16 protein-coding genes are annotated in these 15,969 nt (G+C 53.4%); 5 read left to right on the forward strand and 11 right to left on the reverse strand.

What is annotated here, in order from left to right; genetic code table 11:
• The first annotated feature begins 14 nt into the window (after positions 1–14).
• A complete protein-coding gene (locus ACMAZB_RS07295) occupies positions 15–1,802 on the forward strand; it encodes a carboxylesterase/lipase family protein (protein WP_435219988.1) in 1,788 nt (595 codons plus the stop codon).
• Between the two features lie 151 nt (positions 1,803–1,953).
• Positions 1,954–2,565, forward strand: a complete 612-nt coding sequence (locus ACMAZB_RS07300) for a uridine kinase family protein (protein ID WP_435215725.1) — start codon at positions 1,954–1,956, stop codon at positions 2,563–2,565.
• A gap of 297 nt (positions 2,566–2,862) precedes the next feature.
• Here ACMAZB_RS07300 and ACMAZB_RS07305 read toward each other — a convergent pair whose 3' ends face one another.
• The 3 genes from ACMAZB_RS07305 to ACMAZB_RS07315 all read right to left on the reverse strand — a co-directional run bounded on the left by ACMAZB_RS07305 (position 2,863) and on the right by ACMAZB_RS07315 (position 5,442).
• Entirely contained in the window at positions 2,863–3,408 is a 546-nt protein-coding gene (locus tag ACMAZB_RS07305) for a glutathione peroxidase (RefSeq protein ID WP_435215726.1), read from the reverse strand.
• Between the two features lie 226 nt (positions 3,409–3,634).
• Positions 3,635–4,564: an alpha/beta hydrolase gene (locus tag ACMAZB_RS07310; protein WP_435219989.1), complete on the reverse strand. Its 930-nt coding sequence runs from the start codon at positions 4,562–4,564 to the stop codon at positions 3,635–3,637.
• Between the two features lie 14 nt (positions 4,565–4,578).
• Positions 4,579–5,442, reverse strand: coding sequence for a 1-acyl-sn-glycerol-3-phosphate acyltransferase (locus tag ACMAZB_RS07315; RefSeq protein WP_435215730.1), 864 nt, complete (start codon positions 5,440–5,442; stop codon positions 4,579–4,581).
• A 188-nt stretch (positions 5,443–5,630) separates the two neighbouring features.
• Here ACMAZB_RS07315 and ACMAZB_RS07320 point away from each other — a divergent pair, with 188 nt between their 5' ends.
• Positions 5,631–6,467, forward strand: a complete 837-nt coding sequence (locus ACMAZB_RS07320; protein ID WP_435219990.1) for a DMT family transporter — start codon at positions 5,631–5,633, stop codon at positions 6,465–6,467.
• On the opposite strand, the gene ACMAZB_RS07325 is transcribed toward ACMAZB_RS07320, so the two are convergent.
• From ACMAZB_RS07325 to ACMAZB_RS07340, 4 genes are all read right to left on the reverse strand, one after another.
• The gene (locus ACMAZB_RS07325) at positions 6,457–7,278 is read right to left on the reverse strand and encodes an HAD family hydrolase (RefSeq protein WP_435219991.1); all 822 of its coding nucleotides are present in this window, start codon (positions 7,276–7,278) and stop codon (positions 6,457–6,459) included. The genes ACMAZB_RS07320 and ACMAZB_RS07325 overlap by 11 nt on opposite strands.
• A 68-nt stretch (positions 7,279–7,346) precedes the next feature.
• Positions 7,347–7,943, reverse strand: coding sequence for a DUF3501 family protein (locus ACMAZB_RS07330; protein ID WP_435215734.1), 597 nt, complete (start codon positions 7,941–7,943; stop codon positions 7,347–7,349).
• Positions 7,944–7,966: 23 nt separating this feature from the next.
• Positions 7,967–9,289, reverse strand: a complete 1,323-nt coding sequence (locus tag ACMAZB_RS07335) for a heterodisulfide reductase-related iron-sulfur binding cluster (RefSeq protein ID WP_435219992.1) — start codon at positions 9,287–9,289, stop codon at positions 7,967–7,969.
• 87 nt (positions 9,290–9,376) lie between these two features.
• Complete coding sequence (locus tag ACMAZB_RS07340; RefSeq protein ID WP_007233752.1) at positions 9,377–9,796, reverse strand: rubrerythrin family protein; 420 nt, start codon at positions 9,794–9,796, stop codon at positions 9,377–9,379.
• Between the two features lie 165 nt (positions 9,797–9,961).
• Between ACMAZB_RS07340 and ACMAZB_RS07345 the strand changes: the two genes are divergently transcribed.
• Positions 9,962–10,882 (forward strand): LysR substrate-binding domain-containing protein, encoded by a 921-nt coding sequence (locus ACMAZB_RS07345; protein ID WP_435215738.1) that lies wholly within the window; start codon positions 9,962–9,964, stop codon positions 10,880–10,882.
• A 130-nt stretch (positions 10,883–11,012) separates the two neighbouring features.
• Here ACMAZB_RS07345 and ACMAZB_RS07350 read toward each other — a convergent pair whose 3' ends face one another.
• Genes ACMAZB_RS07350 through ACMAZB_RS07365 form a run of 4 tightly spaced genes read right to left on the reverse strand, consistent with a single transcriptional unit; the run spans position 11,013 to position 15,305 of the window.
• Positions 11,013–11,615 carry a YtfJ family protein gene (locus tag ACMAZB_RS07350; RefSeq protein ID WP_435219993.1) on the reverse strand — a complete coding sequence of 201 codons (603 nt, stop codon included), beginning with the start codon at positions 11,613–11,615 and terminating at the stop codon, positions 11,013–11,015.
• Complete coding sequence (locus ACMAZB_RS07355; RefSeq protein ID WP_435219994.1) at positions 11,612–13,768, reverse strand: YgiQ family radical SAM protein; 2,157 nt, start codon at positions 13,766–13,768, stop codon at positions 11,612–11,614. Before ACMAZB_RS07355 ends, ACMAZB_RS07350 begins: the two co-directional genes overlap by 4 nt.
• The gene (locus ACMAZB_RS07360) at positions 13,765–14,637 is read right to left on the reverse strand and encodes an ion transporter (RefSeq protein WP_435215744.1); all 873 of its coding nucleotides are present in this window, start codon (positions 14,635–14,637) and stop codon (positions 13,765–13,767) included. Before ACMAZB_RS07360 ends, ACMAZB_RS07355 begins: the two co-directional genes overlap by 4 nt.
• Entirely contained in the window at positions 14,634–15,305 is a 672-nt protein-coding gene (locus ACMAZB_RS07365; protein ID WP_435215745.1) for an arylesterase, read from the reverse strand. The genes ACMAZB_RS07360 and ACMAZB_RS07365 overlap by 4 nt, the downstream gene beginning before the upstream one ends.
• Between ACMAZB_RS07365 and ACMAZB_RS07370 the strand changes: the two genes are divergently transcribed.
• On the forward strand, positions 15,304–15,969 hold the full coding sequence (locus ACMAZB_RS07370; protein ID WP_435215746.1) for an ABC transporter ATP-binding protein: 666 nt from the start codon (positions 15,304–15,306) through the stop codon (positions 15,967–15,969). The two genes, ACMAZB_RS07365 and ACMAZB_RS07370, sit on opposite strands and share 2 nt — an antisense overlap.

The raw sequence follows: 15,969 nt of genomic DNA on the forward strand, positions 1-15,969 counted from the left end.
CAAACGAGTAAGTCATGAACCTAATGTCAAAGATCTCTGTGTTGCTAACGGTACCCTTTTTGGTGCTGACAGGTTGTTCTCAGCCGCCCATGAAGCCCGTATCGGGAACGGAGGTGGCGACCGAGTCAGGTCGCGTAATCGGTGTTGCAGGGAACGATCAGGTCATTCATTGGCAGGACATCCCCTTTGCGCAGCCACCCGTAGGGAATTTGCGGTGGCGGGCGCCACAACGCTACAGCAATGCCAACGGTGAAATTCAAGCTCGGGAAAGTACGATTTGCGTGCAAGAATCCGGCGCCATTTCTGGTACCGAGGGCGCCTCTTTCGTAGGGTCCGAAGATTGCTTGTACCTCGACATCGTCGCACCCGGATCTGTTCGGGATCAGGCGCTACCGGTCATGGTTTGGATTCACGGCGGAGGAAATACCTCGGGCACTAAAGATACCTATGATTTTTCTGCGCTTGCACACGATCAGCATGTTGTCGTGGTAACCATCAACTACCGCTTAGGCCCCCTGGGCTGGATGACACACCCCAGCATTCAGGGTGAAGCGGAGGGCCTAGACAAAAGCTCCAACTTTGGCCAGCTGGACATCATTGCGGCCCTCGAGTGGACGCAGCGGAATATTGAAGGTTTTGGCGGCGATCAGAATAACGTCACCATTTTCGGGGAGAGTGCAGGGGGGCACAACGTGTATGCGCTGCTGGCGTCACCCTTGGCCAATGGCTTATTTCATCGCGCCATTGCTCAGTCTCCCTACACGACGACCGTTACACCGCGGCAGGCCTTCAATCGAGATCGCGAGTTTCCTGAGTTGGATCGGGGCAGCTGGGAGGTAGTGCAGGCACTAGGACTTGACCCCGATACAACCTCTGGTGACGCCCTGCGATCAATTGAGGTTTACGACCTTATGGGCGCTTACTACTCCCTCGAAAAAGACCATTTGAGCCCGCTGTCTACGGCAGACGGGATCGTAATACCGGCTGTGGGTATGGCGCAGGCGCTTGCCGATCCTCAGTACGCGAAATCGGTCCCGGTGTTGTCAGGCTCAAACCGCGATGAGGTCACATTATGGATGGGGTTGAATCGTTATTTTGTCAACGGTGACCCGGTGCTTTTTGGGCTGCTGCCGCCGCGCATGTCAGTTAAGAACGAGGAGACGTATCGCTACTGGGTGGATTTAAGATCTCGTGCCTGGAAAGCGAGGGGGGTCGACCAAGCGATGCTCAACTTGGGCGCAGCAGGGTATGAGAGCCTTTACACCTATCGCTTTGATTGGGATGAGCAAGCTGAGAGTTGGTTTATCTCCTTCCCTAGCCTTTTAGGTGCCTCTCATGGGGCGGAAATTGCTTTTGTTATGGGAGCCCCCATGTTTGGGCCAATAGGGGATTATATGTATCCCGATACGAGTTCTGCGCGGGAAATGACAAACATCATGATGAGTGCCTGGGGTAACTTTGCGCGTAAAGGCCAGCCCGGGGCTGTGGTCGGTAATCCGTGGCCGCCGTTTTTAGCTGATGCGCCCCACACGATGGTTCTTGACGGCGTTTCAAGTAGTCAGGTCGTGATGGAGAGTCCGACTTTGGGTGAATTACTCCGTGAGATTGAGGCGCCCTCAAGCCTCGATGCCACCGAGCGTTGTTTGTTAATGTGGGAAATGGTGACGAACATTGGCCAGCCTATATACGACGAATACGCTCGATGGAATAACGGAGAGTGTGGTGACTTTAATGTGCGCAATGCCAAGGCCGCGATCAAGGCTGCGCTTTTAGAACAATATGGGTCAACGTCACTGCCATAGTTTGTTCAGTCAATTTCCCCTCTAGAGCTCGATTGCCAGCTCACGGGGAGGGAGTTCTGACCTGAGGTATTGTGGCGTAGGGTGCATAGGATTCGCGTTGAACCCTGAGCGCAATTGGCGTAAGCACCGAAAAATAAGGGGAAAGTGCCTGATGATTGTGGCTATCACGGGAGCATCGGGCTCGGGTAAATCGACCTTGGCGCAGTCGCTTGTTGCATTTAGTCGCGGCTTGCCCGGTGGTCCTACAGCTTGCCTTTTAAGTCTTGACGCCTACTATCGTGATCTCAGTCACTTATCCCTCCAAGAACGCGAAGCCGTTAACTTTGACCGAATAGATGCCATTGAGCTGTCTTTTTTTTGCGAACATTTGTTGCAGCTAAGATCAGGCGGGCAAATCGAGGTTCCCCGTTACGACTTTTCTAAACACACGCGAATCGCAGACCACACTGATGTGCTTGGTCCAGCGCAGTTAGTTGTCGTAGATGGTTTGCTTCTGGGGGCGTGGGCCGATCTGTCTTCCAACGTCGATCACACGGTTTTCGTCGATACACCGACGTCGGTTTGTTTCCAGCGACGATTGCAAAGAGATTGTGGTGAGCGGGGGCGCAGCGAGGCTTCGGTGCATGAGTTTTGGAACACGCGGGTGCTCCCAGAGTTTCAGCGTTGGGGTGAGGGCGCGAAGCAAAGGGCGGATCAGGTGGTCAGTGGAGAGGTCTCTACGGCCGTTGCCACGGCGGAAGTTTGGGGCGCACTGCCGTTTTAAAGGCGCTCTTTTTGTTTGCTGACCCATCGGAAGTGTCGTGTTAGTTCTGGATCTTCTTGCAGTTTTGCCAGGGTGTTGTAGGTCCTAGCTAGGGTTAGTTCGTCAAAACGCCGATGAATGCCCCTGTGGCATTGCACACAGACCATGATGCCGGTGCTGAGATCGCTCTTTTTGAAGTGGCGGCGAAAGTGCGTCCGACGGTGCACCTTCTTAGGAATTAGGTGATGAAAAGTGAGTCTCACCCTGCGCTGACAGCAAGCGCAGGGTGAAACTGAGCCACGCTGCCGTGGCCCGCTATCACTCTGCCGATGCGAGGGCTGCGTCAAGGCTGCCGCGCAATTTTTGGCTGTCTGGCCCTACGTTGCTTCCGAAATGTTCTACGACATTACCCTGGGTATCCACGACATACTTATTGAAGTTCCATGTGGGATACCCTTTCGCTTCTCCAAGCCCTCTGAATACCGGATTAGCCCCTTTGCCGCGGACCTCGCTGGTCGCCATCATAGGAAAGCTGACGTCGTATTTTTCGTAGCACACAGCCGCTACGTCACCTTCATCGTTCTCTTCTTGAAAGAAATCGTCGCTGGAAAAGCCAATAACCACGAGCCCTTTATCCCCGTACTCGCGATGGAGGGCCTCAAGACCGTCAAATTGGGGTGTGTAGCCACAGTTGCTCGCAGTGTTGACGATGAGCATCGCCTTGCCAGCATAGGCGTCACAAAAGTTCACGGTTTCTTTGGAGCTAAGTTTGCGCATCTCATTATTGAGGTAGTCCGGGCAGGCGTTGGCAGCCAGACTGAACGCGGCGGCAAAAAGGACGGTTAGGCGACTGAATGTATTCATAACAGATCTCCGGGATAAGCTGGGTGAATTCATAGGTATCGATGAAGTATTACGTGGGATCGACGAGGCTGGATGTGGTGGAAGGTAAGGATGCATGGAAACAACTTAGACAGTTATAGACAAAGCCTTTGCTTGGCGCTTTGCTGCAACCAATGCCTCGAGTGTGCGCATCGATGCATCCTGCTGTGGACCCTCTCAGGGCTTGGCGCTAAATGTTTTGCTGTAACTAAAGTTGTTGCATCAGAAACGCGCTGAGTTGCTCTACGGTCCATGATTTATGGCATTTAAAGGCAGCGACATGGGTGCCCCAGCGTCCCTTGTTGCTAATGCAGGCATGGTCAGCCACGACCGCAGGTGCTATTGCTAAAGCTATGTTGGAATTGGCAGATGCGAGTTTCTGCGCGAAGGGTAGACGAGTAATAGGGTCCTCAGGGTCTTGGATCAGCAACGTTGGTATGGTCACTGATTCAGCCAGTGTGCCAGCATCTACAGCACCATAGGGAAGATCGCCCATTCTCGTGGCGGCCCACGCCATGGGGGCAAACAATCCCGGTGGCAGGCCAAAGGCAATCCAGCCCCCTTGCATGAGCGCGTCCGTTGTATTCAGCAAAGGATCAATGAGTACCATGGCGTCCAGCGCCAAGCCCTGTTGCACGGCATAAATCGTTGTAGCGCCGCCCATAGACAGCGAGACACCAATTTTAGGGAGTTGCGAATACCCTTTGGCGTCCACCCAGTGAGACACCGCGATAAGGTCTGGCCATTCTTTCGCCCCCATACCGAGCTCGCCATCAGTGATAGGGGAGTTGCCGTGATTGCGCAGATCGATCGAAATTACTGATAGATCGAGCCCTACCAGCATTTGATAAAACTCCAATGAAGGGAGAAACCATGAGGTTCGATTCGATCCGGCTCCATGGGCAAATAAAACCACGCCCTTGGGATTTTCAGCGGGCATCCACCAGCCCTCAAGTTCCAGACCATCGCTACTGACACGCACGTCTTCGTAGGCCATGCCGACATCGGCGGGGCTGCTGGTTACGGGGTTGGCGGTCATCTGTACAGCCAGTTTGGGTCCCCAGATAAAAGAGAACAGCAACCACAACACAACGGCGAGGCCCGCGCCCCAGGAAAGGATTTTTAGTGAAGCTCGCATTGATTCAAACTCGGTTAAATGCTCAGGATACGTCGTAGCAATCCGTCTTTGTGGCGGCTTTGCTCCCGTTTGAGCAGCAGGTTTTTAATTTCGACGTCGATGGCATGTTCCACGTCGCCACGAATCCGCTCTTGCTGTTTTTGGGTTATGTTTCGGCCCGCAAAGCCACTGAGGTCAATCGGAGCACAAAAACTGTAAAAGGTGGTTTTGGGTTTGGGGATCGGTGTACCCATAACACCGGAGGGTATGGGTGGCACGAGATCTGGCCGCAAATCGCGGGGTAACATACCGAGCTGGATCAATAGTTGCGTCAATTGGGCCCCTTGAACTTCTGGTCCTGATAGATGCTGATCGAAGTATTCGTCAGGCCCCACGGCGGCGAAGGGCACGATGGTGTAGCCCATTTTGGCGGCGAGTCGGATGAAACCGTAGCGGTTTTTCCACATCAGTTCATAGCGCTGCTCGGGCAGTTTTACCGCCTCATAGGTACCTCCGGGATACAGCAGCAAGTCGCGCCCGGCGGCCATTAGCGCGGTGACAACGTCAGCGTGGCCCAGCGCAGCTCCTAGTTCTATCACCGTATCGGCATACTGACGGTTGGCAAACAGTGTTTTGTCCCCTAGCGGGCGTAGAAACCGTCGGTAGTCGTTGTGCATCAAAATGTGAAATACAAAAGCATCGACTGCTAATAACGAGTGATTTCCCACAAACAAAGCCGGCTTGCCTGGGAGTCGCTCGAGTCCATAAAACGAAGGCTTGAACCATCGCCGTAGCAACGCGGCGGAAAAACTAATGCCAGGGCCCGAGGGCATTGTCACCTGCAATACCCGCTCAATATGTGTGGCTAATTCAAGGTGCGGCGGAGTTTCGTCGGCCAAAGTTCTTGCGCTCTGTGACTAAGAAGGGTGGGAAGGTTAGCAGATTGCAGTCCAGAATAATGCGAACTTCGTACACCTAGCGTTCTAGCATTCTAGTGATCGACGTAATGATGCCACCCAAGCCGAAACATTGGGCTCTGTTATTTTATCTAGTTCTCTTTTGGGGGTTCGCCTTCGGATTGATTGCAATGGCGCTCGAAGTGTTTCATCCGGTGGCGCTGGTGTGGGGCAGACTTACCCTAGGCGCCATTATTATGGCAGGCGTGCTGATCTATAAGCGACTGTCGTTGCCCAAGGATCCGGTGTGGTTGCTGAGACTACTCATACTGTCAGTCACGGGCAACGTGCTGCCTTTTGTCCTTGTCGCTTGGGCTGAGCAGCACGTCGCCAGTGGGGAAGTGGGCTTGTTGATGGCATTAATGCCCATCACTACACTGGTGATGGGACATTATTTTTTGACCCATGAAAGGTTTACTCAGCAAAGAATGATGGGTGTGTTTCTGGGGCTCGCAGGTGTCGCGCTGCTGTTAGGCGATGACTGGTGGGTCTACGGAGGCGAGCTCCGCTTGACGGGGCAGCTGGTCACATTATTTGCAACCTTTTGCTACGCCGCCAACGGCATTTATGCCAAGCGTTTGCCACCCATAGATCCTGTTGTTTTAGCTGCAGGCTCCTTAGCGGTGGGCTCGATACTGCTTTTGGGCCCAGCGCTCTGGTTTCAGGATTGGAGCCAATCTTTGGAGATACCCAGCGCCTGGCTCGCACTCTTCGTGCTTGGAACAATGGCAACGGGCGTCGCCACTTGGGTCTACTTCATCGTTGTCGGCGAGGTGGGCCCAGGGTTTTTGTCGACGATTAACTACCTCATACCCGGCGTCGCCTTCTTGGTAGGAATCACCGTATTGGGTGAGACAGCGGGGTGGCCGCAGTACACAGCGCTGCTGCTCGTTTTGAGCGGAGTCTGGCTTATACAACCGCGGCCGCCAAAGGTGCATGCAGCCACGATAGCCGCGGTCAAAGGTTAAAACGACTCCGGAGGAAGTGCGCCACACCGTCCTCGTCATGATGTCCGATGACCTGCGTTGCGAGGGCTTTCACTTCGTCGTCGGCATTGGCGGTCGCGTAGCACTCGTCGGCTACAGCAAACATACTGAGGTCGTTGTCGCCATCGCCAAATACAATGATATCGCTAAACCCCAGCTCCTCGCGTAGCGTGTTGATGCCGTTACCCTTGCTGCCTTGGCTATGATGTATGTCCATCCATGATAGGCCCTGAGATTGAATGGCGGTCCCAGTGTACGCCACGAGGCCTTCCTCATCAGCCACAGAATCGACTACCGACCTGATGTCCGCTGCGGGCCCCATGCCGCTCAGGTTAATAACGTGCACGTCTCCGGGCATCGCCGCTATAGGTTCAAGAGGTAGGTGCCGTTCATCCTCAAAAAGTTGGGCCAGTCTATTTTCTGCCTCACTTTTGAGCGCGCCGTGATACACCGCATGGTAGCCGCTGGAGTCTAGAGTGAAGAGAAAAGGTGTGATGCCCTGTAGGTCCATAGCCTGCAAGACGTGGGTGACTTCGTGTTGCGCCAAGAGGTGGCGGTGGCTGTAGTCCCGTTGGTCCGGGCACCAAATCACTGCGCCGTTTTTCAGAATATGCGGAAGCTCGAACTGGAATCCCTTGAGGGGCCCCATGGCCGCCTGTAACGTACGTCCGGTGGCCACAGTGTAGGCAATTCCCGACTGCCTTAGCAGGCTAAGGGTCTCGGCGGTGAAAGGCGTGACCTCTGAACCAGCGTTTAGCAAGGTGCCGTCCATGTCGAAGACAACGAGAGTCACGCTTGAGCTTCTTGCGTTAGCGCCATGGCCGGATTTTCCTTAGGTGGGCGGTTAGAAGATCGCAACGATTAGTGTGTTGCGATCACAAGGTCATTAGTGAGTGACGCTTTTATTTCAGGTTCTACGGCAAATTTCTCAATGGGATAAGCGTCATGATCCACCCCGGCATAGAGGGGGGAACCGTCCTTCAATGCCGCTATTTGTTCAGCGGTAAGTTCGAACCGAAGAAAATGCACCGCGGAAGTCTTTTCGGCGTTTTCACGTTCGAGGTCCTCATCCGCAATGGGTGTAATGCGGTCTAAATCACCCACTTGCAACCAGACGAGATCTTCAATGCCTTTCATCTTGCCCAGCTGTGCTGCCCGCTCTACTGGGTCTCCAAACTCGATCATGAAGGTGGCTTTCCAGTTGTGGCCATCAGGTATCAAGGGGTTGTAAGCGCTGAGCTCCTCTTCGATGCCAGCAGACTCGAAGGTTTTTTCAATCCTCAACATTTCTTGGATCTGGTAACGAATAGTGACGTCATCTTCAAAATACAAGCGAGCATGCCGTCCCAGAGCCAGCTGCCGGGTCTTTTTGTGCGCCATGACTTGAGTTCTAAATTCATTGCGACGCAGCGCGTACTCTTCGAGTGACCAGAGGTCCTCACGTCTGAGTTGGGTCATTGTTAGGTTCCTTTCGTTCTCTGCTAGAGGCCGTACGCCATGCGCAGAAGCGTCATGGGGTGAAGTGCAGAATCTACTGATTCAGCGAGGTCGGCAATTTGTGCGCCTGCCATGGGACAGTCGCTGATAAAGTGGTCAGGCGCTTGAGCGTCAACTTTTTTCACCGTTGGACGTGCGATTTTAACGGACTTGGCCCGGGTCTCACTTTTAACGGCATAAGTACCATCGTGTCCTGAACACCGCTCATAAGCAACGACCTCACTATCGGCTACCAGAGCCAATACATCACGGGTCTTGAGGCCGATATTTTGCACTCGTTGGTGGCATGCAACCTGATAAGCGACGCTGCCAATGGCCTCGGGGAAATCGGTATTGAAGGCGCCGCCCTTGTGTCGTAGCCACAGGTATTCGAAGGGGTCATAGAATGCCCGTTTCACTTTCTGCACCTGTGGGTCGTCGGGATACATTAGCGGGAGTTCTTGCTTGTACATCAGGACACAGGAGGGAATGGGCGCGATCAGGTCATAACCTCGATCCACTAAATCGGCAAGGACAGGAATATTGGCCTGTTTCAAAGCATCGACTGAGTCTAGGTCGCCAAGCTCTAGCTTGGGCATTCCGCAACACTTCTCTTTGGGTACGACGTCAATATGCATAGCGTTGTGCTGAAAGACTCTTACAAAATCCTCGCCCACCTCAGGGCTGTTGTAGTTCCCGTAGCAAGTAGCGTAGAGCGCAACCTTCCCTGTGGTCTCCCCAACGGGCGTTGGCGCCACGTTTTTAATGAGGGGGGCCACTCGCTTGCGCAGGGTTTTTGCGTGCATATGGGGAAGAGGAGCCTCGTGGTGGATATCGAGAGTTTTCTCAACGATTTTTCGGAATCCTGAATTTCGGTTGAGTGCGTTAACGGTAACGTCAACCAACGGTATAGACATCATGCCCAACACGGTGTCGGTGCTGGTTAACGCCTTATCGCGGAACTTGCCGCCTTCCTCCCGGAACTTAATTGCTTTGGCTCGGAGCATAAGGTGAGGGAAGTCGAGGTTGAATTCGTGAGGTGGTACGTAGGGGCATTTGGTAAGAAAACAGAGGTCGCAGAGGTAGCATTGGTCAACAACTTTGGTGTAATCGTCGCGGTCCACGCCGTCAACCTCAAACGTCTCTGACTCGTCGATGAGATCAAATAGCGTTGGAAAAGAGTCGCACAAGCTGACGCAACGGCGACATCCGTGGCAAATATCGAAGACTCGCTCAAGCTCATCGTTGAGGGTCTCTTTTACCCAAAAATCGTCATTTTTCCAGTCAATAGGGTGCCGTGTCGGCGCTTCTAGGCTTCCTTCTCGCATGGCGAATATCCGTATTTTTGGCGGTAATTGAGCTGCGATAAACCAGGGAGCGCTGGGCGCTCCCCATCGTCGAGGGTTACCCCGATGTTAGTCGTCCATCGTATCCAAAGTCTTCTGGAACTTGTTAGCGTGACTGCGCTCGGCCTTGGCAAGAGTTTCAAACCAATCAGCGATTTCGTCGAACCCTTCTTCTCGAGCTGAGCTCGCCATACCCGGGTACATGTCAGTGTACTCGTGAGTCTCTCCGGCGATTGACGCTTCAAGGTTCTTGCGGGTGTCACCCATAGGCAATCCCGTTGCTGGGTCGCCGACGGCTTCTAAGTACTCCAAATGACCGTGGGCATGGCCTGTTTCGCCTTCCGCGGTTGATCGAAAAACAGCGGCAACATCGTTGTAACCCTCGACATCAGCCTTGGCGGCGAAGTAAAGGTAACGTCGGTTGGCTTGAGATTCGCCTGCGAAGGCATCCTTCAGATTCTTCTCGGTTTTGGTACCTTTGAGTTCCATGCTTACTCTCCTGAAATCAAAATGCAGTGACGTGTGAGTCCCTGCGTCACTAACAGGGGATGTTCAATATACCGAAGCTGAGCGATTTTGGCTTACATGGATTTTTTAAAAAATATGATCGAAAATTACGATCATTGGCATCAGTTTGGATAATAGGCGAACTCAATGGCGAGGCAACCCACACTCAAACAGCTGAAGTACCTGTGCGCGGTCGCAGAACACCAGCATTTTGGCCGCGCGGCAGAGGCATCCTATGTCAGCCAAAGTACGCTAAGCGCTGGCATTCAGGAACTGGAAGAGACGCTGTCGGCATCGCTCATTGAGCGCAATAATCGCAAAGTGCTTTTGACGAGCCTTGGGCATGATGTGGTGCTTCGTGCCCAAAGTATGCTGGTCGATGTTGAAGAGCTGATTTCCCTGTGCGCCGCTGCTGGCGAACCCTTTTCAGGGAGAATGCGTTTAGGTGTGATTCCCACGATTGCGCCGTTTATCCTGCCGCAGCTGTTAGGTAGCCTGCGCACGGAGTACCCCGATTTTAAACTCTATATTCGTGAAGACTTAAGTCATCAGTTAGTGGGGGCCCTGCACGCAGGCGAGCTAGACGTGTTGCTATTGGCGCTCCCATTTCCTGCCGACTCGGTAGAGGTGATGTCCCTGATGGCAGATGATTTCTTGCTGGCAAGTCCCTGTCATCATCCCCTGGCTAAAAGCACAACACTGGCAACAGCCGACCTTGAGGGTGAGGATTTGCTGTTACTTGAGGATGGTCATTGTTTACGGGATCACGCCTTGGAGGCTTGTAAACTCAGGGACTCGCAGATCTCTGTGCCATATCAGGCTACTAGCCTCGCCACCATTGTTCAGATGGTGGCTAACGGTATTGGCGTGACGTTATTGCCGGCGATGTCGGTTGCCAGCGGCATTACCGCAGGCACAGATATCGAGGTGACGCCATTTCAGAACGCCGGTATTGCTCGAGAGATCGGTTTGATGTGGCGGCGTAAAACACCAAGAGCTGCTGAGTTTCGCATGCTAGGAGATCGAATTAAGGCCTGTGCTCAAGGGGCAGCCGGCGCTAACGATTGAAAATACCACGCCAACTCACGGTCAGGCTTCGCCGTCTGCTTTCTAGCCTTGGGTGCGGGTGCCTACCGAAGACAACATAGTAAGATCATGCTGGTGCAAACCAACATGCTAATCAGCGTGGTGTGGCTGCCTAATGAGGACTATTAGATTTCAATAAGCCTTTCAGAGTTTGAAAAATTCGTGCCGCGTCGTTGTCGCTAGGCTTACCGAAGATTGCGTCAATCACTAGGCCCGAAGCGTCGGTGACAATGAACGCCGACTGCTCGGTGAGATCCCAGCCTGCCTGCCCTGTGCCAGCTTCATCAAGCACAAGAGTCGCCAAACTGAAGGCGCGTTGTTTGTCGACTACGGTGGCGCGAACGAAGGGTTTTGCAAACGTCGCGGCTGCCTCCAGATTGACAATGGCCGTAATTCGATACCGCGCGAACTCTAGCTCCAATCTCATCCGCTCTGTGAGCGGGTCATAAAGACCGCCGCCTCGGCGTGTTCCGGGCACGTATTGAATAACCTGAATCAGGCCTAAGTCCCTCGGTCCCGACCAGGGCGCGACACGATACCCATCGCGTTCGATCACGACCTGACCACCTTGGATAATGGAAATTGGTGGAAGTATTTTTCCTACCTCAACCACAGTGCTGGCAAAAACGTCGTTCCAAGAAACGGCGAGTAGTAGCGCCGACAAAAACTTGGGGAGGGCATTAACCGCGCGCGTCAACATTCCCCTCGTCGTCACTTCTTTCGTTTTCCTGAACGCCCTGGTAGGCCAGTGTGCTGTGTCGCAAAGGGGCGTGCCTTTTCTTTGACCACACGGTGGCGCTTGGGTGGGTCTCTGGAGGGAACCAAATGCAACTTGCCATTACCGATCAGATCCCTGCGGCCCATGCGCTTGAGTTCGTCTCTGAGCAGTGGCCAGTTTTCCGGGTCGTGATAGCGGAGAAAGGCTTTGTGCAGCCTGCGCTGTTTCAGCTTGTCGACTACCGGCAAGGTGTTGTTTGTTCGACGGATGCGTTTTAGCGGGTTATGACGAGTGTGGTACATCGCGGTGGCCGTAGCCATTGGTGATGGGTAGAACGTCTGAACCTGATCGGCTCTGAATTTATTGTGCTTCAACCAAAGGGCCAAATTCATCATGTCTTCATCCCGTGTTCCGGGATGAGCCGCAATGAAGTAGGGGATCAGATACTGTTTTTTCCCCGCCTCTTTCGAATACTTATCAAACAGGGTCTTGAAGCGCTCATAGGTGCCGATGCCCGGCTTCATCATATGGCTCAGAGGCCCGTCTTCAGTGTGTTCTGGAGCAATTTTGAGGTAGCCGCCAACGTGATGGGTTACGAGCTCTTTGACGTATTCTGGCGTCTCCACCGCAATGTCGTAGCGCAACCCCGAGGCAATTAAAACCTTCTTGATACCCGGAACCGCTCTGGCGCGCCGGTATAACGAAATTAAGGGCGTTTGATCGGTATTTAAGTTTTTACAGATGCCGGGAAAGACGCAGGAGAGCTTGCGGCACTTGGCCTCAATTTCCTTGCTCTTGCAGGCCAGTCGCCACATGTTGGCGGTTGGTCCACCAAGATCCGAGATGACTCCGGTAAAAGCAGGGCTAGTATCTCGAATGCGTTCGACTTCACGAATGATCGAATCTTCCGAGCGATTTTGAATGATGCGGCCCTCGTGCTCCGTGATTGAACAAAATGTACAGCCGCCAAAGCAGCCTCGCATTATGTTCACGGAGTGCTGGATCATTTCGAAAGCGGGCACCTTGGCTTCCCCATACTGGGGATGAGCATGACGGGCGTATGGAAGCTCGAAGACCCAATCGAGTTCTTCGGTTTCCAAGGGGATGGGTGGGGGGTTAATCCATACGTCTCGATCACCGTGCGCTTGTATCAGAGGGAGGGCATTGAAGGGGTTTGTCTCTTTATGCAGCACTCTAGAAGCATGGGCATAGAGCACCGGGTCGTCACGAACCTGTTCATAAGAGGGTATTCGAATCACGCTGTGGGCAGGATTTTTTGCCGGCATAATCCGTAAAGGTTGCACCGAGTCGTCAGACGTCTCATCGGTGTCACACTGGCTAGGTTCCATGCCTTCGTAGGGGTTGGGGTGCGTATCTATTGGCCCCGGGTTATCGACATCTGTAGAGCGCACCTCTTGAAAACCCGGCTCGATGCCCCGGGTAATAAAGGCGGTGCCACGAATGCTGCGTAGCGCTGAAATAGACTCTCCAGAAGCTAATCGGTGTGTCAGTTCCACTATGGCTCGTTCGGCATTGCCAAACAGCAAAATGTCGGCTTTGGAATCGAGTAGTACCGATCGTCTTACCTTCTCACTCCAGTAGTCGTAGTGGGCAATTCGGCGCAGGCTGGCTTCAATGCCGCCTATGACGATTGGCACGTCGTTAAAAGCCTCACGCACCCTTTGGCTGTATACGGTAACCGCTCTGTCAGGACGCATGCCTGCGTGGTCGCCCGGCGTGTAAGCGTCGTCATTACGGCGTTTTCGATCCGCGGTGTAATGATTGATCATTGAGTCCATGTTACCCGCAGCAACGCCCATAAACAGATTTGGCTTGCCCAGCGCTTTGAAGGGCTCTGCGCTGTGCCAATTGGGTTGCGAAATGATGCCCACGCGATAGCCCTGACCCTCGAGTACACGCCCTATGACGGCCATACCAAAGCTAGGATGATCAACGTAGGCGTCTCCTGTCACCACAATGACATCGCAGCTGTCCCAGCCCAGTGCATCCATTTCTTCTCGAGACGTCGGCAAAAACGGTGCCGGGCCTAAACACTCGGCCCAAAATTTTCGGTACTCAAAAATAGGAGTAATGCTAGCGTCCTGCTTGCCGCTGACAGCACTTCCTTTTTTTGTCTGATCCAATGTCATGAATTCTCCAGACCTGATGCGGCACTTCGTACAGATTCAGGCATATCCAGTTTTCCGCCGCAGTGTTTGCAAAAGTCAGCGTCAGGGGTGTGCTCACCAGCAGAACAAATCGGACAGTTCCAATTGACGTACAGGATACGGCGTTTGTTGAGGCGCTCCCACAGTTTGGCGGTAATAATGGCTGTCGGCACGGCCAAGATGGAGTAGCCCACCAGCATACCAAAGGCAGCGAGACTTTTCCCAAGCCCCGTTTGAGGCGTGAGATCGCCGTAACCCACCGTAGTGATGGTGACAACTGCCCAGTAAACGCTCACTGGAATGCTCGTGAAGCCGTGTTCAGGGCCCTCAATGACATAAATCAAGCAGGCAAAAACAACGACCACGATCATAACGAGCACAAAAAAGACGAGAATGGTTCGCGCCGTATTGCGCAAAACTTTGATGATTTCCGTGAGTTCTGCAAACAATTCGAAGAGGCTCAAAACGCGAAATATTCGCATGACACGGATGAGTCGAATGATGAGCAGCGGTGCGGCTTCGGGAATGAGAAAAGCGATGTAGGTTGGCAGTAGCGCGAGCAGATCCACAATGCCCCAGAAACTTGTGACGTAAGCTAGCCTGTTGCCGGTGGTCCAAACCCTCGTGAAATACTCCACGGTAAACAACAAGGTGAAAGCGATCTCCAAACGCATGAAAGTAAGACCGTGTTGCTCATGTAGTGATGCGACGGAATCCATCATCACTACCACCACGCTCACAATAATCATGCCTAAAAGGCTGAGGTCAAATGCCTTGCCTGCAGGCGTTGTTGTGCCGAAAATGATGCTTTCGAGTTGTTGCTGGCGCGCACTTTGCTGTCTAGTGGTCAAGGTTTTGACTCCGTTACTTGAAGAAGAGGGGTCAGGTACGGAAGAACATTGGCAAGTAGCAAAGACTGAGCGTTCGCAGTCGGATGAATGCCGTCGGCCTGCATGAGTTCTGAGTTGAGAGCGATGTTGGCCAAAATAAACGGCGCAACGCTGGCGTTGGCTTGTGCAGCGACAATCGAAAAGCTCTCGCGGAATAGCGTGGTGTACCGGTTACCAAAATTGGGTGGGATTTCCATACTGAGTAATAGTACGGTAGCGCCGCTTGCTTGAGAATTGAGCGTGAGCGCAGTGAGATTATCCCTCAGTTTTTTTATTGGGAATCCGCGCAGCCCGTCATTGCCTCCCAACTCGATGACGACGATGTCGGGGGTATGGCGTTTTAGTAGGTCGGGTAAACGCTGAAGCCCACCTCCTGTGGTATCCCCGGAGATGCTCGCGTTGATCACTGTCCAGTCTGTTCGGTTGACCCTCAAGTGCTGCTGCAGTAGTGCGACCCAGCCCTGTTCGAGGTCCATTCCGTAGGCGGCACTGATGCTGTCCCCCAGCACCAACAGTTGTTTGGGGGCACCGAAAGCCGCCGGGGCCGAACAGAGCTGTGCGGCAATAATGACGACGGCGAATCCGCGCCCAAGTCTGGGACGTAAGTTGTGCCAGAGGTACGTAAGCATGATCAAAACCATTAATCTCCAGAAGTCGGTGCCAATAGCGGACGGTGAGTTGGAAATCCTGCGGGGCATTAGCTTCGAAATCAAGCAGGGCGACACGGCCGCTATTGTAGGGGTATCCGGCTCTGGAAAGTCGACACTACTCGGATTGCTTGCTGGGTTAGATGTCGCATCCGGAGGTGACGTCATTATTGACGAACAATCCCTGTCAGCGCTCGATGAGGACCAGCGGGCTGCCCTGCGGGCTGAAAAAGTGGGTTTTGTCTTCCAAAGCTTTCAGCTACTCCCTGCGTTGACGGCGTTAGAGAACGTAATGTTGCCGCTGGAGTTATCGGGCAACACTTCAGCGCTGGCTCGTGCTGCTGGCTATTTGGAGCGTGTGGGCCTAGACCATCGCTTGAATCATTATCCCAGTATGCTGTCTGGCGGGGAGCAGCAACGGGTGGCGATCGCGAGAGCCTTTGCTGCCAGACCACAAATATTATTTGCGGATGAGCCCACCGGTAATTTAGACAAGGCCACCGGCGATACCGTGATTGAATTATTGTTTGACCTAAACCGCTCGGAAGGTACGACACTGGTGCTCGTCACTCACGATGAGCGTCTCGCTAAGCGCTGCAATCAGCAGTTTGTCATGGAAAATGGTTACCTAGAGGCAGTCGATTGA

It is taken from the genome of Luminiphilus sp. nBUS_07 (assembly GCF_051201685.1).
Taxonomy (GTDB): domain Bacteria; phylum Pseudomonadota; class Gammaproteobacteria; order Pseudomonadales; family Halieaceae; genus Luminiphilus.